Source organism: Martinezella rhizogenes (genome assembly GCF_000799715.1).
Taxonomy (GTDB): domain Bacteria; phylum Pseudomonadota; class Alphaproteobacteria; order Rhizobiales; family Rhizobiaceae; genus Rhizobium; species Rhizobium rhizogenes_C.
In genome coordinates, this window is sequence record NZ_JUHG01000001.1 from 103,110 (window position 1) to 126,974 (window position 23,865).

Genomic DNA, 23,865 nt, shown 5'->3' on the forward strand with positions numbered 1-23,865 from the left:
AGGTCCTCAAATGTTGATCAGCACGGACTTGCTGCGGCGATTGGCGAGATAGGCGTCGCGGCCGAGGTCCTTGCCGATGCCGGAGCTCTTGTAGCCGCCGGTCGGCAGAATATGGTCGCGCGAGCGCCCGTAGCGGTTGACCCATATGGTCCCCGCCTGGAGCTGGCGCGTGACGCGAACGGCGCGAGAAAGATCGCGCGTGAACAGCCCCGCTGCAAGCCCATAAGTCGGATGATCGGCAAGCAATAGCGCTTCCTCCTCCGTCTCGAAGGTCTGTAGCGTCAGCACCGGCCCGAAAATCTCCTCGGTGACGGCGGGCGATGCCTGATCTACACCGGCAAGCAACGTTGGAGCATAGAAATAACCCGGCCGGTCGAGCCGCGAGCCGCCGGTCAGGCATTCTGCACCGGCATCGATTGCCGCTTGCACAAGGCTGTCGATGCGCCCGATCTGGCGCTCCGAGATGATCGGCGAATATTGGCTGTTCTCGTCCCAGGTCGGGCCGGGCTTGATATTGCGCATATATGTCAGGATAGCTTTCGCCAAAGGTTCGGCGATCGAGCGCTCGGCGATCAGCCGCGAACCCGCGACGCAGGCCTGCCCGGCATTGGAGAGAATGTTGCGGGCAATCGCCTCGGCGGCCAGATCGAGGTCGGCGTCGGCAAAGACGACCTGCGGGCTCTTGCCGCCCAGTTCCAGCGTCATCGGCTTTACGCCGGTGCGGGCAATATTCTCCATGATCGCCGAACCGGCTCCGGTGGAGCCGGTGAAGCTGATCTTGCCGATACCGGGGTGGCCGGTGATGGCAGCACCCGTGGTCGGACCGTCGCCAAGGACGATATTGATCAGGCCGGCCGGAATCCCGGCACGCACCGACAGCTCCGCCATATAGAGGGTCGAAAACGGCGTCATCTCGGAGGGTTTGAGCACGATGGCATTGCCGGCCGCGAGCGCGGGGCCGATCTTCCAGCCGGCCATGGAAATCGGGAAGTTCCAGGGCGTAATTGCGCCGACGACGCCATAGGGTTCGGTCATGATCATGCCGAGGCTGTTGCCATCGGTCGGCACGAGGTCGCTGCCTTCCTTGTCGGCGAATTCGGCGAAGAAGCGGATCTGCTCGGCGGTGATCGCGACGTCGCCGGCAACTAGGTGCCCGATGGGGCGGGTCGAAGATACGGCTTCCAGGCGCGCCAGGTTCACGGCTTCCTCTTCCATGAGGTCGGCCCACCGCACCAGGGCCTTCGTCCGTTCGCGCGGCCGAAGGGTCGCCCAGCCACTCGTCTTCAGCGCCTTGTTCGCGGCTTCGACGGCCTGATCGACGACATCCCTCCCGGCGATCGGGCAATCCGCAAAGGCAGCACCATCCGAAGGGCGGCGCATGGCCATTTCGCCGCTTGCGGCCACATAGCGGCCGTCGATGAAATGTCCGCTTGGAAGTTCGAGCGAATCTGGGTCGAAACTGAGGGTCATGGCTGTTCCTTGCCGCCGGGTCGCCCAAGCCTATCGTTTATGCTCTGGCAGTTTCAATCGAGTGCTCTCGCTGTTGCGACGGAATATCCCGTTTGCCGCCACCGTTTCAGTGCAAGATTCGGCGCGTCAGAGAACGGCGCGCAGCGTGACGAGGAAGGGCTGCACAAACCGCGAGGCGGGCCGGGCGTCGTTGGTCGCCGCCACCATCTGCATGGCAAGCCTAGGTTCGAAGGGGCGAGCGACCAGCCCCTCGAAGCCGTGCCACGCCACCAGCCCGTCGACCAGGGCAATGCCGAGGCCCTCGCGCACCAAAGGCACCGCGCCAACGGAGGAAGCGATCTGGATGGCAACGTTGCGATGTCGGCCGCAGCTCGCAAAGGCGTCGTCCATCGCCGCGCCGATGTCCGCATGCGAGCCGTAGGAGATCAGCGGCAAACCCTCTAGATCGGCAGGACCAACACTCGCCTTCGATGCCAGCGGATCATCGGCCCGCATCACGGCGACGATCGGGATATCGCCGAGGATTTCGCTTCGAACGGTCGGGGCTTCGATCACCGACAGGGTGACGGCGAGGTCGATGTCACCGAGAAGCAGTGCTTCGGCGATCTCGCGTTTCGGCAGGGCATGGAGATGAACCTTCACCTCCGGGTGTTTGTCGCGAAACCGCAAGAGCGCCTTCGGCAGTACCGAGTAGGTAACTGCTAGGCTGATCCCGAGCCGCAGCAGGCCAATCTTCCGGGCGCCGATGTCCCTGGCTAGTGACTTCAGGGCTTCGATTTCGCGAAACACCCTGTCGGCATCGGCAAACAGCAGATTTGCCTCCATGGTCGGCACCAGCCGCCCGGCGATGCGGTCGAATAGCGTATAGCCGAGCTGGTCTTCCAGATGATGCAGGAACTTGCTGGCCGCCGGCTGCGAGATCCCAAGCGAATTCGCTGCCGCCGTCAGCGTGCCGTCGCGCATGATCGCCCGGAAGATTTCTAGCTGGCGTGGGTTCATCGATCTGCCTTCAGGTTATGGATGTCATAACCAATCGTTGCAAACTGTCAAACGCCGTAGCGTTCTCGCATGTCGGCGAAGATGGCGCGCATCTCTTCGCCGATCCCGTCATCCGATTCCCGTTGGTGGGACGCGACAGCATCGAAGATCCTGTGCTTCAGGAAAAAGCGCCAACCGACGGGGATTCCAGCGAGAAACGCTGTTAGCAAGGTGTAGCGTTCCTCCGTCCAGACCGCTTCGAAGACGATCCGCTCGGCAGAATAGGTGACGGGGTCGGCTCTGGATGGTCGGCGCGCCCGCAGCACTGCCGTCGCCTCGCGATCGACCTCACCATTCGACAACACCACGCCATAGTCGCGACGCGCGCTTTCAAGCGAGACGGCGCCGCGACGCACGTCCTGGGCGACGCTTTCGACCGGCCGCTGGAATGGGTCGCCATAGCCGCCGGCCCCTGGGCCGACGACGCGGATCACGTCTCCCGGATTGCAATGCACGATGTCCGTATTGCCGAGTGAAATCTCGTCGTCCTTACCGGGGTTGCAGAGAAAGCGCGAAACCATGCCGGCATGGCCGCCATCGAGACCCCAGGAACCCATGATGGAACGATTGCGGTTGCGCGCCGTCACGACGGTTTCCGGCGCCGAGACCTGAAACTCCATCACCGCCGACAGGCCGCCGCGATAGCGGCCGGGTGCGCCGGTGTCGGTTTCCAGCCCGTAGCGCAGAAAGCGGATCGGCACCTCCGCTTCACTGATTTCGATCGGGGTGTTGCGCAGGAAGCCGGTGGCGCCGCCGGCGCCGTCACTTCCGTCGCTGAGCGGGGCTCCTCCGCCACCGCCGCCGACCGGGCCGATCGAGGCCATGACCGGCCGGCCGTTTCTGGCACTGGTCTTGATGTTCATGATGGCATTGCCGCCGGGGGATGCGGCCGGCATCAGCTCGGGAAGAGCCCTGGCGAAGGCGCCGACCGTGACGATCTGGGTCATGGCGCAGGTGAGGGAACGCATGCCGACGGCGGCGGGACGCTGGCAGTTGACGATACTGCCCTCTGGGAGCACCGCCCGCGCTGGCCGAAGCGTTCCGGCGTTGAGCAGGAGGGAGTTATCGAGCGTGTACAAGACATAGGTGAGGCCGACCATCACCAGTGGATGACGCTCGCGGCCGCCGGTGGGCATGTTGAGCGACGACCCCAGTTGCGGATCGCTGCCGGTATAGTCGAGTTCGATCTCGTCATCGCGGATGCGCAGCGTCAGGGCCACCCGGCAGGGTTTGCCGCCGACCGAATCCTCGTCGGCGTAATCCGCGAAGAAATAGTCTCCATCGGGCACGCGCCGGAGAATGGCGCGCGTCTGCTCCTCGGCATAGTCGAGGATCTGGCCGACCCCGTCGATGAAATCCTCAAGGCCGAAGCGTGAGATGATTTCCTTTAGCTTGCGCTCGCCGATATTGACGGCGGCGATCTGGGCGTGGAGGTCGCCGATATTCTGGTCCGGCAGACGAACATTGGCGCGGATGGTGCGCAGCACGAAATCGTTCAGCGCGCCGTTCTCGACGAGCTTGACCGGCGGAATGCGCAAGCCTTCCTGCTCGATTTCGGTGAGCGAGCGCGACAGCGAGGCGGGGACGGCGCCGCCGACATCGGTGTTGTGGATATGGCCGACGACGAAGCAGGCGATCTCGCCGCCACGAAACGCCGGCTTCCAAATGTGGATATCGGGCGAATGGGTCGCGACGAAGCCGTTATAGGGATCATTGGTGATGTAGATATCACCCTCGGCATAATCATCGAACATGGCAAGGAGCGGGCTGTAATCAATGCCGCTATACCAGGGTGCTCCGAACTGGCGCGGACTTGCAAAGGCAAGCCCCTCGCGCGTCACCACCTGACAGGAAAAATCCTCGGTTTCCTTGACGAAAGCGGAATGCGCGGTACGCATCAGCGTGAACGCCATGGCGTCGGCGGCTGCCGCGCAGAAGTTGGCGAGCACCTTCAGATTTCTGCGATCGATCGCCATGTCAGGCCTCCACGCGGGTAATGACGAGATTGCCGAAGCTGTCGACATCGACGATGAAATCCGGCGGAACTACCGTCGTGGTATCGTCCTGGGCGATAATTACCGGCCCGGCCAGGCGATGACCCGCGCCAAGATCGCTGCGATGGTAGACGGCGGTCGTCGTCGGTCGGCCATCGAACCAGGCTTCGACCGAAAAACGCGGCCGGGCCGGTTGCAGGGCAGGGCTGAGTTGGGTCAGCAACGGTTTCGGCGTCGCGCCCGATATGGTCAGGCGAAGGTTGACCATCTGCACTGGCGCCGCCGATGCCGCATGGCCGAAAAGCCGTTCATGCTCCGCATGGAAGGCATTCGCGATGGCATCGGTATCGACCTCTTCGAGCCAATTGCCCTCCAGTGCGACTTCGATCTCGTAGGACTGGCCCTGATAGCGCATGTCGGCGAACACCCGGACGAGTGCCGGGCCGGAGAAGCCCTGCTTTTGCCGCAGCCAGTGCTCGGCTTCGGCTTTCAGTTCGCGATAGGGCGCAGCGACGCTTGCCATTGCCTCCGGTGTGACGTCGCAATAGACCGTGCGGATGAAGTCGTTCTTCAGGTCGGCGATCAGGCCGCCGAGCGCCGATACGACGCCGGGCGTCGGCGGAACCACCACGCCCTTCATGTCGAGTTCACGCGCCAGGAAGCAGGCGAGCATGGCGCCGGCACCGCCGAAGGCGAAAAGGTGGAATTCGCGCGGGTCTATCCCGAAGCGGGAAATCAAGCCGCTGACCTCGGCATACATGCCCGAGATGGAGATATCGATGATATCGCCCGCCGTCGCTTCGATCGTGCCGCCGAGCGTTGTCGCAAGCGGAGCGATCGCCGCGCGGGCGGCGGCGACATCGACCTGGACTGCCCCATAGCCGAGCGGCATGTGGCCGAGCAGGTTGCAGGCAGCCACTGCATCGGTGACCGTCGGCCTGGCGCCACCGCGCCCATAGCACGCGGGTCCCGGCGTCGAGCCGGCGCTGTAAGGTCCAACCTGGAGCATGCCCAAGGCATCCGCCCAGGCGATCGAGCCACCGCCCTGTCCAACCGAACTTACCGAGACCGAGGGAATGTGGATCTGGAAATCTCCGATCAGCTCGCCGACGCCATATTGCGGCAGGCCGTCGACGATGACGGCGACATCGGCGCTGGTGCCGCCAATGTCGAGGCTGAGGATGCGGTCGAAGCCACTTGCCTTGGCGAGGTACCCCGCGCCGATCACCCCGGATGCCGTTCCGGAGAGGATCATCTGCACGCAATCGTTCCGCGCCTGGTCGATGCCCATCACGCCGCCATTGCTCTTGGTGATCAGGAGCGGGCAGGCAAGCCCCTCCTGTCGCAGAACGCTTTCGAAACGGTTGAGATAACGGGAAACGCGCGGCTGCACATAGCCGCTGATCACCGCCGTGATGGTGCGCTCATATTCGCGTATGATCGGCCAGGTTTGCGCGGAGGAGAAGACCGGCAAGTCCGGAGCGAACCTTTCGATCATCGCCTTGACGGCAAGTTCGTTCGCAGGGTTACGATAGGCATTGAGGAAGGCGATGACGATGCCCTTACAGCCGGCAGCTTCAGCCGCACGTACGATCCTCTCGATGTCGTCTTTCTGGGGCGCGGTGACGATATCACCGGTCGCGATGGTTCGTTCGTCGATACCGAACACGCGGTCACGCGCAATCAACGGCTCGGGCCGCACCGAATAGAGATTGTGGATCTGCGGGATCTTCAGGCGTGCGATCTGCAGCACGTCCTCGAAATTGCGCGTGGTGAATAGCGCGAGGTCGTGGCCGTTGCGCTGGATGACCGTGTTGACGCCGACGGTCGTCCCATGGGTGAAATAGCTGACCTTGGCGGGGTCGAGGCCGTCGCGGGTCTTGAGCGTCGAAAGACCCGCGGTGATCTCCGCTCCCGGCTCGTCCGGACGGGAGAAGACCTTGAGCGTGGTGATACGCCCGTCGGCCTCGTCGAACACCGCAAAATCGGTGAAGGAGCCGCCGACGTCGACCCCGATGCGATAGCTCATGTGCTGCTTCCTTGTGCTGTCGCTACCCAGGATGGCGCAAGAGAGCCGTGACCGCCAAGAACAAAAGGCATGGAACCCATAACTCTTGGTTATGGAGTTTAATCGCTTTTCCGGATGCTCATATAATATTCTGGATGCGGAACCGGCTCGAAGCCGGCTTTTGCATAGACCGCATGAGCGTCGCGTGTCGCCAGCATCCAGGAGCTCACGGTTTTCAGCTCTGGATGGGTGCGGATCGCCTGCGCGAGAAAGGTCGCGAGCCCTTGGCCGCGGTGTTCCGGCAAGGTGAAGACATCGCGCAGATAGGCGAAGACGGCGAGGTCGGTGACAACGCGGGCGAAGGTGGCAAGCTCGCCATTCGGCGCGTAGATCGCGACCGGCAGGGAGCCGGCGAGCGCCCGTTCGAAAAGGGCGCGCTCGAGGCCGCGCGCCCAGTAGGATTCTTCCGCAAGATAGTGATGGATTCGATCGACATCGAGCCGAGCACGATCCGTGCTGAGCGTGTAGCCGTTATGTTCGGCCTCAAAGACCGGTAGGTCCGCAAGGCTCGTCATCAGGTCACCGTCAGATAGATTTTGCGGACGGTTTCTATCGTCCGCCAGACGCCCTTGAAACCTGGCTTCATGACAAAGCTGTCGCCGGCGCGATAGGTAACCGGCGTGCCGCCTTCCTCGGTCAATTCGATGACGCCTTGAAGGATATGGCAGAACTCAAAAGTTTCGCCCTTGATCGAGCGGGTTTCGCCCGGTGTTGCTTCCCAGACACCCGTATTGATCATCCCGTCGCGGGTGTTGTCCTGCGCCCAGGTCTTGAAGGAGGGATCTCCCGAGATCAGCCGTTCCGGCATGGCCTTGGATTGTTTCGGCTCGAATGACGGCGTGGGGTCGATGGTTTTCAGCAGGGACATGGGATTCCTTTCGCGATGATGTTCAGTAGCCGCGGCTGCGGTCGACAAGACCGATCGGGTCAAGTCCGGCCTCGTGACGGCGAATATTGGCGATGACGGTGTTTGCGGCCGTTTCCGGCTGGGTGGCGCTGGCGACGTGCGGCGTCAGGATGATCCTGGGATGGCGCCAGAGCGGGTGTTCGGCCGGTAGTGGCTCCGGATCGGTGACGTCGAGAACCGCACCACTGAGGTGGCCATTGTCGAGCGCATCGATGAGCGCTGTCGCGTCGAGCTGCTGACCGCGACCGGCATGCACGAGGCCGGCGCCTTGCGGCAGGGCCTTGAAGAGATCGGCGTTCAGTATGCCGCGCGTTTCCGGCGTCAGCGGCAAGAGGCAGACGAGAATATCGACCTCCGCCAGGAACTCCGGCAATTGGTCCGTGCCGTGATAGCAGGCGACGCCTTCAACGGCACGCGGCGAGCGGCTCCATCCGCGAAGCGGGAAGCCGAATGGGCGCAGGCGCTCGAGGACGGCAAGGCCGAGATTGCCGAGGCCGAGCACACCGATACACCGGTCGGGTGCCTGGCGGACCGGCCGGGAGGCCCAATTTTCCGACCTCTGCTGCTCAAGATAGCCCGGCAGGTCACGATGCAGCGCAAGGACGCCGAGCGTCACATATTCCTGCATCATCCGGACGATGCCATCCTCGACCATGCGAACGAGTTTCACCTTCTCAGGCAACGTTGCAAGCGGAAACTGGTCGACGCCGGCGCCGATCGAGAACAGGATTTCCAGATTTTGATAGCGGTCGAGATCGGCCGGCGCCGTCCAGGTGATCAGATATTTGACCGTTTCCGGATCGACGTTGGCCGCATCGGAGATGAAGGGGAGGGAGGGCAGTTCGCGCGCAAAGGCGGCGGCGAAGATCTTCGCCCGTTCCGCATCGGAATTGAATAGAAAAGCCATGGGTTCTCTCGCGCTTGCTTTGCGTATGTTGCCGGGTTTGCAACGGCAGGATACGCCGAAGTGGGGCCGGTCGACCGCATGTCGATCCGATTTTCTCTATTCAGACGGTGCTGGCCACTCGAGCCGTCATCACAGCATTCCAGGCTTTCCGAGGTCGGTACCGTCGATCATGCGTTCATAGCGGAATGGGGCGGGATTGACCGAGGGCTTGTCGCCGCGAATGAGATCGGCGGCAAGCACGCCGGCTCCAGGGCCGATCCCGAAACCGTGGCCGCTATAACCCGCCGAAACGAACAGGCCGGGCTGCGACGCAATAGCGGAAATCACCGGTATGGCATCCGGGGTGGAATCCACGATGCCGCCCCAGCTTTGCGCCGGGCGGATGCCGGCAAGGGCCGGATAGGTCGATACCAGCCGGTCGATGCCGCGCTTGACGAGATGAGCGTCCGGCTGCGGATCGAGCGTGCGGATGCGTTCGAAGGGCGAGACACCATCCGCCTTCCAGCGAATGATTGCTTCCGGCCCCTCGAGGAATTGACGGCTGAGGGCAAAGGTCAGGCCCTTTCGCCTTATCTGAAATGTGCGCCAGAATTCGCGGGCCTGCAGCAGGCCGTAGGGCGTAATCTGCAACTGGCCGAGACCGCTCAGGCCGACGGTATAGCCGCCATCGAGCCGGCGGCGCATGGTTACCTCCTCCATCGCAATGCCACCTTCCGTCACGGCGGCCGCGGCGGTGGTGTAGAACGAGGTGGATTTGACGCTTGCCTGCAGGAAGCGAATGCCGTGATGCCTAAGGAACATGCCGCTCCAGGCGCCGCCGGCAACGAGGACGGCGGCGGCGCGGATACTGCCCTTTTCCGTAACGATACCGCTGACGCGTCCGGCTTCCGTTTCCAACTCGCGGGCCGCGCAATTCTGGAGGATGACGACACCGAGCCGCTGGGCGCCGCGCGCCAGGGCCGGTACGGCAAGCTCGGGTTCTGCTCGCCCGTCGGTCGGGGAATAGACGCCACCGTTCCAGCGACGGCTGTTGCCGGGAAGCATCGCGGCGCATTCGTTCCCCGTCAGCATTCGCGTGTCGACACCGTAGCTTCTGGCGATGACACCCCATCGTTCCCAGGTGTCGATGCTGGCTTTCTGCGTAGACGCATAGATGAGACCGGTGCGACGAAAGCCGGTTTCCTCGCCGAGTTCCGAATTGAGGTTTTCCCATCGGCGCAGGGCAAGCTGCGCGAGCGGTAGTTCCCGCGGATCGCGGTTCTGCTGGCGGCACCAGCCCCAGTTGCGGCTCGATTGTTCACCGGCAATCACGCCCTTTTCGATAAGGACGACGGACGTGCCGCGCCTGGCGAGTTCGTAAGCCGCCGCAACGCCGGCCATGCCGCCGCCGAGCACGATGACATCGGCCGATTTCGGAAGGTCCTGGTTACTGGTGACGCGGCCGACGGGAGGAGACATCGATGGATCTCTGAAACAAGTGGAGGAAGCAGTATCTCTGGAGCGAGAGACTTTCTCAAGAATAAGGCAGAGCCTGTCGTCTGCCTGCCGAAAGCTCGACGGCTTTGGTGGATTCTTCCAAATTTACCGGGATATCAAGCGTATTCTGTTGCGCGAGCGCCGTTACAACCGAAGCGAGGGCATCGTCGCCCGCGGAATTTCAAGAGTCTATTCATCCAATCGCCCGGCGTGCGTGCGGGGCTCATCGAGGAACGCGTTTGCCAGGAGGGGAGGCAGTCATGGCAAGATCGAGGTCGATCCAACTGGATTCCTTCGAACTGACCATCGGTGAGATCAATGACGCCGATCTCGATGCCCTGCATGCGCTGTCCCTGTCGGTCGGCTGGCCGCATCGCGCCGAGGATTGGCAGATCGTTCGCGATATGGGGCGGGGCATCGTGGCGCATGATGCCATTGGTCGCGTCCTGGGCTCGGCCATGTGGTTCGATTTCGCGCCCGACTTCGCGACCTTCGGCATGGTGATCACCTCTCCGAGATTACAGGCGCTCGGAACCGGCCGCTGGATGATGGAGCATGTCATCGCGCGGACCGGTTCGCGGGCGCTCGGCCTCAGCGCGACCCGTTCCGCCAAACGGCTCTATGACTCGCTTGGCTTCCAAACCGAGAGGATTGTCTATCAATGCAACGGCGAGGCGGTCTCTCCGCCCGTGGCGCCGTTACCGCCGGGCACGTTATTGCGATCGGTCGATGAAACTGATCTCGCGGAGATCGCGGCTTTGGATCTGGCGGCCTATGGGGCGGATCGCACGCCCATTCTCGCGCGCCTTCTCAGCGTCTCGAAGGGTGTGGCACTCGTCCGGAGTGGCCGAATAATTGCTTTTTCGTTGTGCCGTCGCTTTGGGCGCGGTCATGTGATCGGCCCGGTGGTGGCGTCAAGCGACGAAGAGGCAATCGCCGTGACGCGTCCGCATATCGCGGATCATGCCGGCAGTTTCCTGCGGATTGACACCCGCCAGCAGAGCGGCACCTTCCCACGTTTCATCATGCAATCGGGATTGTCGATCTACGATACCGTTACCAGCATGTCGCTGCGTCGCTCCTGGTTGCGCGGTGACGGCGGCCCGCCCCGCGACGGCTTGCCGCTGACCTATGGATTGGCAAGCCAGGCGCTCGGATAGCATTCACTCGCCGGGGCTTCGCCATCAGGACGATCCTCTCCCTTTCGCCGCGTGCCATGGAAGTGCGCGCGGCGAAGGCAAGGAAGCCGGAATGGCTGCGTCCGGACATGCCGATGAACCGAAAAATCCGGCTCTCGAACCGGATGGATTATAGCGACAAACTTCGGCACTTGTTTGCTAAGCATCCATGACTATATTGGCCGTGCGCTCGGCCGCGTCTGTTTAGGCCGAGATTGCTCATGGCTGCATAGCTGCCTTCACCCGGCATTTGGCTTGCCGGTGGACTTTGGAAGGAGAAATTCATGTCCATTACCCCCAACAACCTCAATAGTTCGAAAGCTTCCGTGGTTCCTCATTCTGAAATCGGTACCGCCGTCAGGCGTTCCCGCGAGGCCATTGGCTATACGATCGCCGATCTGTCGGAGACCTGCGGCCTTACCCAAGACGAGATTTCCGAGATCGAGCTTGGTGCTGATGCAGATCCGGCAAAACTTCGGCGGCTCGCCGCTGCATTGCAGGTTGCGCCATCGACCTTTCTGGTCATGTGAAGACGGGGCGCACCCGTTCGGGTGCGCCACCCCACGATCGTTGCACGCTTTCCACAACTAGGCCATGTATTTCAAATGCCTGTAATTGGTGATTGAAATGCGTTGTCAGATTGCGTTGCCCCGTCGTGTCAGCTCCGACTTCATCTGGTCGAGAAGATTGCCGATCATCTGTTTGAGTTCATCAGTTGCCATGCTTTCCGGGTAGGAAATGGCGACGCCGATGATCTCGCCGCTCTCGGGATCGCGCAACGCAATGCCTTGAGAGGAAACGCCGTGCAGTGTTTCGTTGGAGGCGGAGGAGCGTCCTGTCGCCCGGATTTTCTGGATGCGTTTGAGAAGGGCATCGTGGTCGAGTGGACTGTTCGGCGATACGAAGGGCAGGGGATCCGGTAAACGGTGGCGCCATTCCCGATCGCTCAGCAATGCCAGCATGGCGCGACCGCTTGATGTCGCATGCAACGGCATGCGGTGGCCTGGCACCGCCGCGATCGCCAGTGGGCTGGAGCCGCGAACGATCCTGAGAGCGACTATCTGTGTGCCGTCGAACACGGAGATGTATCCCGTATGCCCCCCGATCCTGCAGATGTCTTCCAGGCGTTTCTGGACCATATCCAGAAAAGCATGATTGGCGCGACAGATCTGTCCGAGTTCGAAGAGCCGGAGGCCCGGAGAATAGAGTCTGCCTGTCGGTTCAAACTCCAGGATTCCACTCTCGCGCAAGGTGCGCATGACGCGCGAGACCGTCGCCTTCGGGCGCCCAACTCTCCGCGTCAGTTCTGCCTGTGTCAACGCCGGTTCTTCCGGTGAGAAGCAAGCCAGAATAGCGACGGCATCCTCAAGGGAACTCATTTTGACAGTCCTCAATGATGGCGGCCAAGTGTTCCAGTATTGGAACACGATGTCAAATATGAAACCGACGCTGGACACCACAACCAGAAAGTTTTATAAATATGCAAATCTAGAGAGAAGCCTAACAATTCGACACATACCAACGGAATGACTTTTATTGGTATTATGTCTGTCAAAAAATGCCGGACGGCCCTAATTGGGCCATGAGAATTGCTTTAGTGTGACTGGAATTATTAGTGAAGCACTGTATCGCGGCTGTGCAGGTCCGCTAGGGAGCGGGTTTGGTACGCAATTGTTAGGACATATTGGCATGCGGCAGAATAATAAGAGCCTTCGCGCCGACCTCGATATCGGCGGCACTTTTAGAGATTCTATCCCACTCGATGTCTCCCAATTTGCGATCCATACCCAGCCATGTTTGGCAATGTCAAAAGATCCATTGTTTGGTGGCTTGGAGGATGCTGGAACTGCAACCTCCGATCGCGATAATGTTGCTCATGGCGCGACGATCGAGAAAAAAATAGAGAAGATCGGCCGGGTAACCGCCAAACGTTTTCGAGAAATGCTCGAAAACGGCGTCGATTCGGCAGACGGCAGCCTTCCAGGCTTTGCGCCAGTCCAGATCGCGATCCGAAGTGGCGGCGGATACCTCGTTGTTGATAATGTCGAGAAAGCCGTCGGATGTCTTACGGATCTCTGGCCGGCTCGCAGCAAGGGCCAGGCTTTTGAGGAGGCGCTTCAGGCTTGCATCGATGGCATCAACCATCGGGTTTCATCGGAAAGCGTCCGGCAAGCCTTCATCAATGCCGCCAATGAGGCAGGCATCCGCATTCTCCTTTAACATGTCCGATCCCTGCCGCTTTCGATGGATCGCGCAGGCGTTCGCTGCGCGGCATGGGGGATGAGTTTTCCGGGAAAGTAGCCGAGATTGTTCTGCTTGCCGGCTTCTCAATGTTTGCCGGGCAAGCGAAGGACGGGTGATGTCGTCCTTTCAGGTGGTGGAGGTCCGACCACCGCTCCGAGCAAATAGCCGAACCTCCTGCCATCGCAATTTGGCGGTTGCGACAGCGGCCCAGATGTGTACCGCTTGCCGCGGTCAGTCCATGCGGGAAACGACAGCAGAAGTCTGATTGCGTCCGGAGGCTCAAATCCACGGTGGGGGCGAACGACCGGAGACGGTTTGTGCACGCCGAGACGCCATTCATCCGTAAAATCCGACATCGCGCCGAAATGGCTTCAGGGCTGTCGGTCTGGCTTCGACATGTGGGTCAGCATCGCCTCTCCGGTCGAATCAATGACAAGCAGAGCAGACGCATTGGAGTTTCAACGGATTTGTTCGTTGGAAGGTGCGGCGGCTTGGGTGATTAAGGGGAGGCTCAACGACCCAATTGAGTGGTCCGCCCCGTTGAGCCTCCGGCTGCCACAAATCTCAATCCGTAACAGCAGGACAAACCTGACGATTGTGGCAGAACCGGTCTATTTGAAAAACGACAGCACGGGCCCGATGACGTCAGCACCTAAGCCCATGATTGTGGATAGCAGTAAGGGGGAAGGTTTTTGTGCCGGACGAAGACGCCCGCTGCTTTGCTGACGCAAAACTGCCTGACGTCGAATCGGAGCCGACATATCGGCCTCTCGCATCAGCGAACAAAACGCGCGCATCGGCGCGAATATGGTCAGCTCTAAAAGGATAGTTCGCAATATTTTTCAATACGAATTACGACATACTTATACATGGAATGCTTACATATCGGAAATATATATGCGAATGTTCGTATTTACACATGTAATCAAGTCTATATTATGGCTGCGACGTCAACTTGCTGAAGTTGCATGTTAATCCATGATTTGCCTTGAGGAGAATTTTGAATGCATAAGCTACTCGGATCCACCGCTTTCCTTTTCGCGTTTGGTTTGGCGAGTGCGAGTTACGCAGCAGATCTCTCGGTTGAGACGCCGCCGGTGGCGCCAATCGAGCAGCCCGTATTCACCTGGACAGGCTTCTATGCCGGTGTGAACGGCGGCGGCGGCTTCGGCGTCCATGATGATTATGGTTTGCATTCCGGTGGCACCTTTCTTGGCAAGTTCGGTAAGCTTGAAGGGTCCGGCTTTTTCGGTGGTGGCCAGATCGGCTACAACTACCAGGTGGATCCGAACTGGGTGGTTGGCCTCGAAGCCGATTTCCAGGGCGCCAATATTAACGATTCACTTAGCAATGATGGTGCGCGTGGATCATCGAAGATCAACTGGTTCGGCACCGTTCGTCCGCGCGTCGGTTACGCCTATGACACCACCTTGTTCTATGCCACCGGCGGTCTCGCCTATGGGCATATCGACTACAAAGGATCGCTGGCTGGTGTCGGCAGCTTTGATGAAGACAAAACCAAGGTTGGTTGGGTACTCGGCGCCGGCGTCGAGCACGCCTTCACGGATCACGTGACCGCGAAGCTGGAATATCAATACATCGACTTTGGGAAATTCAATGCTGGGGGAGATAACCTGTGGAGCAAGGCAACCCCTGATTTCCACAGCATCCGCGTGGGGTTGAACTATAAATTCTGACAAGTGGCTCGTCTTAGTCTCAGAGAGAGGACAGTAACATGGCGTTGATTAATATTGGTCTCATCAATAATGGTACAACTACCATCGACAGCAGTAATGCTGGCACCGCTTCCGATACCATTGCACTCGGTCTGGTCTCCAACGGCACGGTGATTGTCGATGGTGTCGATGTCACCATCACCAACGTGATCGGCGGCGGTATCGTCTCGAACACGACAATCCAGGCGATCAACGGCGCCCACGTGCTCGTCAACAGCGACCTTGCAGGTGTATCGGCCGGCTCGACCTTCGTTTACCAGCCCGGAGCAAATTCCAGCGTCGAAGTTCAAACGGGCCTGCTTACCATCGGTCTGCTGAACGGCGTCACCGTTGACTTCGCCAACGCCAACGGCACCGGCACCTTCATCTATAATTCCGGCGGGATCAATCTGAACCTTTCGACGCCGCCGAATGTCATCAATGTTCAGGTCGGTGACAAGATCGAGGTTGTCGGAACGACCGCCGTCTCGCAAACGGGCAATACCGTTACCTTCACCACGCCTGGGCTCCTTGGTATCCCCACCACGGTCGCCTCCTACACGATCCCCGCTGGCGTCACCTATACCTACGACGACGCCACCGACACGCTGACCTTCACGAGCTGCTTCCTGCGCGGCACGCTCATCCGGACGCCGGAAGGCGATATACCGGTCGAGGAATTGCGCGTCGGCGATCTCGTGATCACTCACAAGGGTGTTGCGGATATCAGATGGGTCGGCCGCCGCCGGCTTGATCCGAAGGCGATCGACAAGCCGCGCGATACGCTGCCGGTCCGCATGAAGGCAGGCTCGATCGCGGAGAATATTCCGGAACGAGACCTCTTCATTTCTCCGGATCACTGCATGTTCCTGGAGGGGTCGCTGATTCCGGCAAAGTTCCTCGTCAACGGAACGACCGTCACCCAGGAGACGGCGCTCGACCCGTTCGAATATTACCACATCGAGCTGGAGCAACACAGCGTCGTCCTGGCGGAAGGCGCCCAGACCGAAACCTACCTCGATCTTGGCGGACGTCTGTCCTTCCTTGAGCCTGGCGTTCTGCGCTTTGGCGCATTTGGGACCGGGGCATCGCGGAACTGGAACGACTGGTGCTATCCGCCGGTCTACGCCGGAGCCGTCCTCGAAAAGGCCCGTCATGCTCTCAGCGTACGCGCCGAGGAACTGGGCTACATCGTCGAAGATGCAAAGGCTTCCTAAGCCTCAACTTGAGCCATAGGGCGGACGGCTTTAGCCGTCCGCTTCAAAAAAAATGAACCGGGAGGCGGTGATTCGGGCATTCAATCCTTCGTACAATAGGCGAAGCTTTGTTTCGCGCGGCATCCCGCCTGTTTCTTTTGTTGCGGGGCTTGGGAGTGGTGAATGCGTTATGAAGGTGCTGTGTCGCCCTATTCGCTTGATGCTGGTGGCATTGAGGAAAAATTATTAGTTGAAAAATTTGCCGGCAAAACCGTCTTTTACGACGGAGTATTCAAAGGCGATTATAGCCTTGCCATCGTCAATCGCAATTTCGCTCGCGCGCTGATTGATCTCGGCGTGAACCTGGTCTGCCACACGCCCGAAGAGGATTGGCAAACCGACGCCCGCCTCGTTGCCGCGCCTGACATCATGAGTCATATGCGCGAGGATTATCCCGCGAACGAAAAGTTTGACATCCATCTGAGAAATACCTGGCCACCAGCAACCCACGACATGGTTGGGCGTATCAATGTCTACGGCCCCTTCGCCTGGGAAGAGCTCGAATTCCCACAATATCTCGTGGACAGATTCAATCGCGATCTCGATCTCGTTATGGTGACGGCAAACTTCATCAAAGAGGGCTTTGCGCGCTCCGGCGTGACAATTCCGATCGAGGTCGTCGGGGCAGGTTGTGATCATATATCCAAATCCATCGATCATTCGCTGTCACCATTGCCGGAAAATGGGCGCAAACGTATCCTTCATGTTTCGTCCTGCTTCCCGCGCAAGGGCATTGATGTCCTGATCGAGGCGTTTCTGCGCAGCTTCCGGTCGGACGATGCGGTGGAATTGGTGATCAAGACCTTTCCGAACCCGGACACCATACTTTCATCCGTGCTTGCGGAGAGGCAAGACAGGTTAGCCGGCGCGCCTCCGATCACGGTTATCGATCAATATTATGATGAAGCCCAACTGCAGGCCCTTTATCGCTCTGCCGCCATGGTGGTTGCGCCCAGTCGGGGCGAGGGTTTCGCTTTGCCTCTGGCCGAGGCCATGCTGCTGAATATTCCCGTGGTGACGACCAATTACAGCGGTCAGCTTGATTTTTGTCGTCCCGATACCGCCTGGTTGGTCGATTTCCATATGTCCGCATCGAGGGCCCATGTGGCTGGCTCCTATAGTCTTTGGGCCGAGCCGTCGGTGGATCATCTGGGCGCACAGATGCGTGCCGTGCTCGATCATCCCGACGAGGCGCGCATGCGCTGCCAGCAGGCACAGAAGCTGCTGGCTGCTCATTTCACCTGGCGTTCGGTGGCGGTTCGCGCCCTTGCCGCCTTGGCCAAGCCGCCTGTCGTTGCCGCCGAGTCCAAAGGTGACTGGACCATCGATCTCGTTTCCTCATGGCAACAGCAATGCGGCATTGCCACCTATTCGCAGCATCTCTATTCGCAGCCTGCCTTTTCGAACAGGATCGACCACGTCTTTGCCCGGCGGATCATGAACGACGATCTGCCGGAACAATCGCCTGAAGAAGCCGATACCTCGCATCGCAGCATGTCCCGGCTCTGGGGCTACGATCTCTCCTCGCTGAAGCGTCTCGCCGGAAAGCTGGAACATGGACGGGCGGACGTATTGTGGATGCAGCATCATCCCGGCCATTTCTCCACGCCGGATATGGAACTGTTGGCGCAGGTGCTGCCATCAACCAGGTATCGGTTGCGCGTTCTCACGATGCACAGCGTGAAAGAGGCGCTTCGCGGCGGCTCGTTGCGGTGGACGAAAGCTTTTGACGTCGTCTTCGTGCATTCGGCGGAAGACGCCGCGACACTGTCCGCGGCGGGGCATCCGAACGCAATCGTGATCCCGCATGGTGTCCTTGTCGAGCCGGAGGGCGCGCCTAAGCCGGACCCGTCGCAGTTCACCATTGGCTCTTTCGGTTTCCTGATGCCACATAAGAATATCGATCGCCTGGTGCTCGCTTTCGCGGAAGCTCGGACCTACGATCCAAGATTGCGGCTGAAGTTGTTGAACTGCATGGTTCTAAATGATGAATCGCGTGCCGCGCGTGCCGCGATCGAGAACCTGATCGAGTATCTGGGTCTTTCGGAATATGTGACCGCACGTTTCGACTTCGTGCCCGAAGAGGAGTTGCGTCGCGAACTCATGACCTGCGACTTGCTTTCCTTCCTTTATGGCCACTCCACCGAAACGGCGACAGGGGCCGCGCGCATCGCGATGAGTGTGAATCGTCCGCTATTGTGCTCCCGCTCGCCGGTCCTGCGCGATATGTGGCCGATCAGCCATGTCATTAAAAGTACGGAGATTGAGTGCATCGCCGAGGCGCTGCTCAGTCTCGCCCAGAACCCGCTGTTGCTGCGAATGCGTGACAACGAACGCATTCAAGCGGCGCAATGGTATTCCTACCCGCGCACGGCTGCGCGGCATGTTATCGCGATCGAACAAATGTTAGGGGGCAATATTGACCGTCGCCGAGTTGCATAGACAACAACCCGTGAATGTTGTTCCGAAGGACATATTCACTTTGCCAGCCGAATCCTTTGTCGATGCCTGGGCATCGGCATTGGACTTGACGGACACCGATTTGACGCCGGATGACAGACTGTCCTTTGCGAACGCCATTCGCGGTGGAACCAACCGGCTGCGCATCGTCGATGCAATGAAGGCGCGCCGTTCTGTCCCGTCGGCGCTCAACGAACGATCCGGCATTCAGGCGATTCGTCGCGAGCCGGATCACTTCGCCATATTGGAGAATTTCACGCGGTTCGCGCCGGAGGACGATCCGACCTTCCTCCGCTATGCCTTTTCGCGGATATGTGGTCGCGAGCCGACATCGGCCGAGCGTCTTGGGCTGGAATTCGATCTCAGGCGCGGCGTGGTCACGCGGGCGGCGGTGGTGAAAAAGATCGTTGCCCTCGCACGCCGGGATGGCCAAACGGCTTTCTGGGACACGCTGCTGCCCGGAGATGAAAGCAACGCTCACGAAGGCTCCGATCCGTCCAATGCGCGCCTTTCACCAGCGGGCCTGCTGGTGAACATGGAGGGGCAGGCGACGGCAATCTTTGTGCGTGAAGTCGAGAATGTCGGCTGGATGATTGCTCCCGATCATCTTCGCCAGCCGCTTGAAATCAATGACGGGAACTGGAAGGTGCATCCCGGCTGGCTGCTGACTGGCCCCAAGCGCAGTTTTGCGGAGGGAAGCTGGCTGCTGGATCTTGATCTGATCCAGGCAGAGAATGCCAAGCTGGATGTTGAAATCGTTGCAAACTCCGGCTTGGATTTCCTGCAAAGTATCACGCTGACGGGCTCGTTTTCGGGAACCTTGTGCGTCGCCATTCGGCGGGAGCATCGGTTCATCGAGTTGCGTATACGCGTCCACGAACGCAGCCCGGAGGATTCCTGGCTACGTCCCCGCAACATCTCCATGCGGCAGGCGCCATGAGACGAGAGCTTCGTATCGCATCGACACTCCTGCGCGTCGGCCATGTGGCAGAGACCGAGATACAGGCCAATGCATTGGCTGAGGCAGATGCCGCTCGCGACCGGCGCGACTGGGAGAATGCGGCATTTTATTATCATGAGGCGCTGCAGCAGGATCCGACGCGGATAGGCCTGTTCGTACAACTCGGGCATGCCTATAAGGAACTCGGGGACTTTGACGCGGCGCTGGAAGCCTACGGGCAGTTCCTCGACAAGGAGCCGCATGATGCCGACATCCATCTGCAGCTTGGCCATCTTCACAACCGGATGAATGACCCCAGAGCCGCGCTCGAATGGTACAATCGTGCGCGTGCATTGGCTCCGAATGATCCCGAAATCGCGCGGCATGTCGATGCAGCAAGCCTGCGTCTGTCCCGTTACGGCATAGAGCTCCGGCGCCAAAAGGCCCTGGATTTCGTGCAGTCTGGACAATGGCAGCAGGCGCGCGAGCAGTTGCGGAGGTTGGTCGCGGTCGACGGAGAAGTCGACCTGATCGCCGTCTATGCGAATGTGACCAAGGAGGCCGGTGATTTCGAGGAGGCTCTACAGCTCTACGAAGCCTATCGTGCTTATGCCAAGGCCAATCATCCGACATCGCTTGGTGACGTTGATATTCAACTTGGGCATCTTTACAAGGCCAAGCGCGACGTGGGCTCTGCCTTGCAACACTACATTCGCGCCCGTGACGCGGAATTCCAACTATATGGCTACGTCGCGTCCGATTCCATCTGCGAGCGCGAAATCCGTTCGTGCATGGGTGAAATCTACACCTGCTTCTGGCAGGCGGACTGATAGGGCGGACCGACACATGGCCGACTGAAGTCGGCCATGTGTACCTTGCTTAGCCGTGGTCGTGATCCCGGATCGCGGTGAGCAGGAGCCAGCCGAGCAAGTAGGCGAGGCTTGTGGCCAGGAATACGATCAGGATATTCTTGAGAGCCAGCGGCAACTCGGCTTCGTCGGGCAAATGTGGTGGCACGACAACCTCCAGATAAAGCTGCTGTCGTCGCGCGTCGGCCCTTGCCACTTCGAGCGAATCGAGGGCTGAGACCATTGCTTTATTGGCAAATTCCCGCATGAGGACCAGGCTCTCATAATCCGCGATCCGCGGCGCAATGGAGCTATCGCTACCAACCATTTTGCTACGTTCCGACTCGATTTGTTGCTCGAGTGCGGCGATCTGGCTCGTTACGAACGGCACCGCGTTGCTGTCCGGAGCGGTCTTGCGCATCTCGGCGAGGCGCGCCCGCGCGTTGGCCAGCTGGACGGATAATTGGCTGATGAGTTCGACCATTGAGGTGGAAGTGGCGTTCGGATCGATCATCAGCTCCTTGTTGCGGAAGGTTGTGATTTTTTTCTGCGCATCGATGACCTGCTGTTCCGCTTCCTTCACTTCGTTATCGGCAAATCGGACGGCGTCGCCGCGGGCGCGATCGTTCATGCGCAGCAGCAGACCGCCACCAAGCGTAAGCAGCGTATTGTTCAAATCGTAGGCGTCTTGCGCATGGAAGGCGGTGGTGCGCAATACCGTGATGCCGGTCGTGTCGTTGTGGATGACTTCGACACGATCCGAATAATACTGGTAGAGTTCCTCTTCGCTATTGTTTTCCCAGAAACGCGGATAGCGCATCAGCCGGTCGGCCTGCGGACTTCCGAAAATCGCGCGCACGGGCATCTGTTCGCCAAGTTCCTTCAGCGCATCGCGCGAACGCAAGTATTCCTGAACGGAGAAAGTGTCGTCCTGCGAACGCGTTATGCCGCTGTTTTGCAGCAGGGAGCCAAAGGCACTTGAAGATGGCGGTGCGGCCATACGCACCACGAATGAAGCTTCCGATACGAAGATCGGCGCTGCGAAGAATGCATAATAGATGCTGACCGCCAGCGTGGGAAGCAGGACGATCAGCAGGAACATGTATCGCCGCTTGGATCGCTTTCGCCGCTTGCCGACTTTCGCCGGCTCAAAAGCCGGCGGCGTGGTCCGGTAAGCGAACGGCCGCGGGCGCTGCTTTTCATCGGGCATCTTGCCCTCGGCCTCGGGGTTCAGGAGAGCCATGGCAGCACCTTTCTAGTTGATTGTTTACTAATACGCCCGGACTTCCGCGCGTTATGTACCGTAATTGTCCAAAGCTGACGCAAAGAAGATTGAGCGGAGAACCTTGGCCGGTATCGTGGAACAACCCGCCGATAACGCACGGGTGAAGAAAAGGAGTCTTCCGCATGGACCCGATATATGGTGAAGCTCATGGCCGCGGGCAGTTCATCACGGGATTGAAGATTCAGGCCCGTGTTCTCGGTGCCATGATCATGCGTGAGGTGGTAACGCGTTACGGGCGCGAGAATATCGGTTTTCTCTGGCTGATGCTGGAGCCGATGATCCTTACGGGCGGCGTCATGATTATGTGGACGCTCCTGAGGCACGAAGCCCACGGGCTCACGGTCGTCGCCTTTGTTCTCAGTGGTTACATGCCGCTGACCCTCTGGCGTCATGTGACGGGTCATGCGGTCTCGTGTCTGCGCCAGAACCTGCCACTGATGTATCATCGCCAGATCCGCCTGGCTGATGCACTCATTTCCCGCGCGCTTCTGGAAATCGGTGGCACTACGACGGCGCTGATCGTCGTCTACATTGTGGTTCGACTGGCGGGGTTCATGCCACCCTACGAAAATCTCGGGATGCTCCTGGCGGGTTGGCTGTTCATGGCATGGTTCTCCTTTGCCGTCGGACTGATTTTTGCCGCTGGCTCGGAAAGATTCGAATTCGTGGAAAAGTTTGTGCAGCCGTTGCAATATCTCACGCTGCCAATCTCGGGCATGTTTTTCATGGTGGCGTGGCTGCCGAGTGGGGCGCAGAAGCTGGCGCTGTATGTTCCGCTCGTTCACTGCTTCGAAATGTTCCGTGCTGGCGTGTTCGGCGATACGGTGAAATCCTTTTATGATGTCGGCTATCTCGTTAAGAGCTGCCTGTTCACCACTGCCGTGGGCCTCTTTCTCGTCAACTGGGCACGTCGTCATGTGAAGTTCGAATAGAACGTCGTTGGTCATATGCCTGGTGGGTTCACTGCTTGGCATAATATTGCACCTGGTTCTGGAATTCGAACGAACGCAGTAGCGTGTCTCGTAGCTCCTTGCGGTTAGCGAGGGCGTAGTGGTTGAGAAAGGTCAGGGCCGATTCCGGCTCGCGACCGAGGATCCAACGAAAAGCCGCGACAACGTCGTTCGATTCGACGGGGTCGCCAAAATGGTTGTGTGCGGGGCTTTGGATTTTCGCAAACAAATAGGGCAGCGCGCCGTGCAGGATATCGAGCCCGAACCGCTGCAGGTTCGGGTTCGATAGGGCGGTCTTGGAAAAAGCATCCATGAGACCGGAATAGTTGGTGAGTGTCGACACAAGGTCGCACGAGCGCGACAGACCGTCAAAGCCGCCATTGGCGTGGAAGATTGCCGCCGTTTCTATCCAGACCTCCGCTGCATAATGCATCGGCGCCGGCCCATAGAGAGCCGTGTCGTCGGAGTAGATGGAAACTGGCGGTGTCAATACTCGGCTGTTTTTGATGCGTACGAGGCAGAAGTCGATCAGCATGCGGCAGATCGGATAGCGCATCTGCCACCGGCAGAAGTCCGTCATATAGGTGTTGCTGTCGATAAGGGTCCCGCGGTAGTCGGCCGTAGGCGGGACGTCGAGAAAGATCACTTCCGTATCCGGCAATTCCGCGTTTAGGAACTCGCAGAATTTCTGCATGGCGTCGGTTGCAAGCTGCCAAAATTCGCGACTTCCAAAAGGCACGATCTTGAAAAGGCTGAACGCTTCGAGCTGCTGATGTGAACCGGCCTCGAGCAATTCATAGGGGACGGTCAGTACGCTGTTCTTGTAGCGCATGATCGAGGCCCGCGACGCGCGGGAGAAGTCCACGACAAGCGTTTGCGGACCGGCTTCCTTCAGCCTTTCGCGAAAACCCTTCTTTGCCTCGTACAGCAATTTCTTTTTGATCGGCTCGGGCCACTGCTCGATACCCTTGATGCTGACCTTTCTGTGATCCATGAAGCTGGCAACGTTTATCCCATAGCAGAAGAAACCGAGCCTGCTTTCCGGAAAGGCATACTTCACAAATTCCTCGCTGGGACATGAGCCATAATAGGCGATGACGCTCATGCGATTGACCAGTTCATTGAATAC

Annotated in this window: 20 protein-coding genes; 9 read left to right on the plus strand and 11 right to left on the minus strand. The window is 59.5% G+C overall.

Going from position 1 to position 23,865, the window contains the following annotated elements:
* Positions 1–6: 6 nt before the first annotated feature.
* The 8 genes from EX00_RS00480 to EX00_RS00515 form a co-directional block, all read right to left on the minus strand.
* Positions 7–1,470 carry an aldehyde dehydrogenase family protein gene (locus EX00_RS00480; protein WP_047453052.1) on the minus strand — a complete coding sequence of 488 codons (1,464 nt, stop codon included), beginning with the start codon at positions 1,468–1,470 and terminating at the stop codon, positions 7–9.
* 126 nt (positions 1,471–1,596) lie between these two features.
* Complete coding sequence (locus EX00_RS00485) at positions 1,597–2,469, minus strand: LysR family transcriptional regulator (RefSeq protein WP_047453054.1); 873 nt, start codon at positions 2,467–2,469, stop codon at positions 1,597–1,599.
* A gap of 47 nt (positions 2,470–2,516) precedes the next feature.
* On the minus strand, positions 2,517–4,484 hold the full coding sequence (locus tag EX00_RS00490) for a hydantoinase B/oxoprolinase family protein (RefSeq protein WP_047453056.1): 1,968 nt from the start codon (positions 4,482–4,484) through the stop codon (positions 2,517–2,519).
* A 1-nt stretch (position 4,485) separates the two neighbouring features.
* The gene (locus tag EX00_RS00495) at positions 4,486–6,531 is read right to left on the minus strand and encodes a hydantoinase/oxoprolinase family protein (protein ID WP_047453057.1); all 2,046 of its coding nucleotides are present in this window, start codon (positions 6,529–6,531) and stop codon (positions 4,486–4,488) included.
* 98 nt (positions 6,532–6,629) lie between these two features.
* The gene (locus EX00_RS00500; protein ID WP_047453060.1) at positions 6,630–7,085 is read right to left on the minus strand and encodes a GNAT family N-acetyltransferase; all 456 of its coding nucleotides are present in this window, start codon (positions 7,083–7,085) and stop codon (positions 6,630–6,632) included.
* On the minus strand, positions 7,085–7,438 hold the full coding sequence (locus EX00_RS00505) for a cupin domain-containing protein (RefSeq protein ID WP_047453062.1): 354 nt from the start codon (positions 7,436–7,438) through the stop codon (positions 7,085–7,087). Before EX00_RS00505 ends, EX00_RS00500 begins: the two co-directional genes overlap by 1 nt.
* 22 nt (positions 7,439–7,460) lie before the next feature.
* Positions 7,461–8,384 carry a 2-hydroxyacid dehydrogenase gene (locus EX00_RS00510; protein WP_047453064.1) on the minus strand — a complete coding sequence of 308 codons (924 nt, stop codon included), beginning with the start codon at positions 8,382–8,384 and terminating at the stop codon, positions 7,461–7,463.
* A gap of 129 nt (positions 8,385–8,513) precedes the next feature.
* Positions 8,514–9,842, minus strand: a complete 1,329-nt coding sequence (locus EX00_RS00515) for an NAD(P)/FAD-dependent oxidoreductase (RefSeq protein ID WP_047453065.1) — start codon at positions 9,840–9,842, stop codon at positions 8,514–8,516.
* 278 nt (positions 9,843–10,120) lie between these two features.
* Between EX00_RS00515 and EX00_RS00520 the strand changes: the two genes are divergently transcribed.
* Together EX00_RS00520 and EX00_RS00525 are read left to right on the plus strand one after the other, a co-directional pair.
* The gene (locus EX00_RS00520) at positions 10,121–11,020 is read left to right on the plus strand and encodes a GNAT family N-acetyltransferase (protein WP_047453067.1); all 900 of its coding nucleotides are present in this window, start codon (positions 10,121–10,123) and stop codon (positions 11,018–11,020) included.
* Positions 11,021–11,322: 302 nt separating this feature from the next.
* Complete coding sequence (locus EX00_RS00525) at positions 11,323–11,568, plus strand: helix-turn-helix domain-containing protein (protein ID WP_047453068.1); 246 nt, start codon at positions 11,323–11,325, stop codon at positions 11,566–11,568.
* A 105-nt stretch (positions 11,569–11,673) separates the two neighbouring features.
* On the opposite strand, the gene EX00_RS00530 is transcribed toward EX00_RS00525, so the two are convergent.
* On the minus strand, positions 11,674–12,417 hold the full coding sequence (locus EX00_RS00530) for an IclR family transcriptional regulator (protein ID WP_047453070.1): 744 nt from the start codon (positions 12,415–12,417) through the stop codon (positions 11,674–11,676).
* A 310-nt stretch (positions 12,418–12,727) separates the two neighbouring features.
* Between EX00_RS00530 and EX00_RS30880 the strand changes: the two genes are divergently transcribed.
* The 6 genes from EX00_RS30880 to EX00_RS00560 all read left to right on the plus strand — a co-directional run bounded on the left by EX00_RS30880 (position 12,728) and on the right by EX00_RS00560 (position 20,483).
* The gene (locus EX00_RS30880) at positions 12,728–13,258 is read left to right on the plus strand and encodes a DUF982 domain-containing protein (protein ID WP_080761175.1); all 531 of its coding nucleotides are present in this window, start codon (positions 12,728–12,730) and stop codon (positions 13,256–13,258) included.
* Between the two features lie 1,028 nt (positions 13,259–14,286).
* Positions 14,287–14,979: an outer membrane protein gene (locus tag EX00_RS00540; RefSeq protein ID WP_047453073.1), complete on the plus strand. Its 693-nt coding sequence runs from the start codon at positions 14,287–14,289 to the stop codon at positions 14,977–14,979.
* Between the two features lie 38 nt (positions 14,980–15,017).
* A complete protein-coding gene (locus EX00_RS00545) occupies positions 15,018–16,214 on the plus strand; it encodes a Hint domain-containing protein (protein WP_047453075.1) in 1,197 nt (398 codons plus the stop codon).
* A 162-nt stretch (positions 16,215–16,376) separates the two neighbouring features.
* A complete protein-coding gene (locus EX00_RS00550; RefSeq protein WP_047453076.1) occupies positions 16,377–18,695 on the plus strand; it encodes a glycosyltransferase family 4 protein in 2,319 nt (772 codons plus the stop codon).
* Entirely contained in the window at positions 18,673–19,653 is a 981-nt protein-coding gene (locus tag EX00_RS00555) for a hypothetical protein (protein ID WP_047453079.1), read from the plus strand. The genes EX00_RS00550 and EX00_RS00555 overlap by 23 nt, the downstream gene beginning before the upstream one ends.
* Positions 19,650–20,483: a tetratricopeptide repeat protein gene (locus EX00_RS00560; RefSeq protein WP_047453081.1), complete on the plus strand. Its 834-nt coding sequence runs from the start codon at positions 19,650–19,652 to the stop codon at positions 20,481–20,483. Before EX00_RS00555 ends, EX00_RS00560 begins: the two co-directional genes overlap by 4 nt.
* Positions 20,484–20,532: 49 nt before the next feature.
* On the opposite strand, the gene EX00_RS00565 is transcribed toward EX00_RS00560, so the two are convergent.
* A complete protein-coding gene (locus tag EX00_RS00565) occupies positions 20,533–21,744 on the minus strand; it encodes a KpsE/RkpR family capsule polysaccharide export protein (RefSeq protein WP_047453083.1) in 1,212 nt (403 codons plus the stop codon).
* Positions 21,745–21,908: 164 nt separating this feature from the next.
* Here EX00_RS00565 and EX00_RS00570 point away from each other — a divergent pair, with 164 nt between their 5' ends.
* Positions 21,909–22,718, plus strand: a complete 810-nt coding sequence (locus EX00_RS00570; RefSeq protein WP_052210607.1) for an ABC transporter permease — start codon at positions 21,909–21,911, stop codon at positions 22,716–22,718.
* 28 nt (positions 22,719–22,746) lie between these two features.
* Here the strand turns inward: EX00_RS00570 and EX00_RS00575 are convergent, their stop codons facing one another.
* Positions 22,747–23,841: a DUF6270 domain-containing protein gene (locus tag EX00_RS00575; RefSeq protein ID WP_047453085.1), complete on the minus strand. Its 1,095-nt coding sequence runs from the start codon at positions 23,839–23,841 to the stop codon at positions 22,747–22,749.
* Positions 23,842–23,865: the final 24 nt, after the last annotated feature.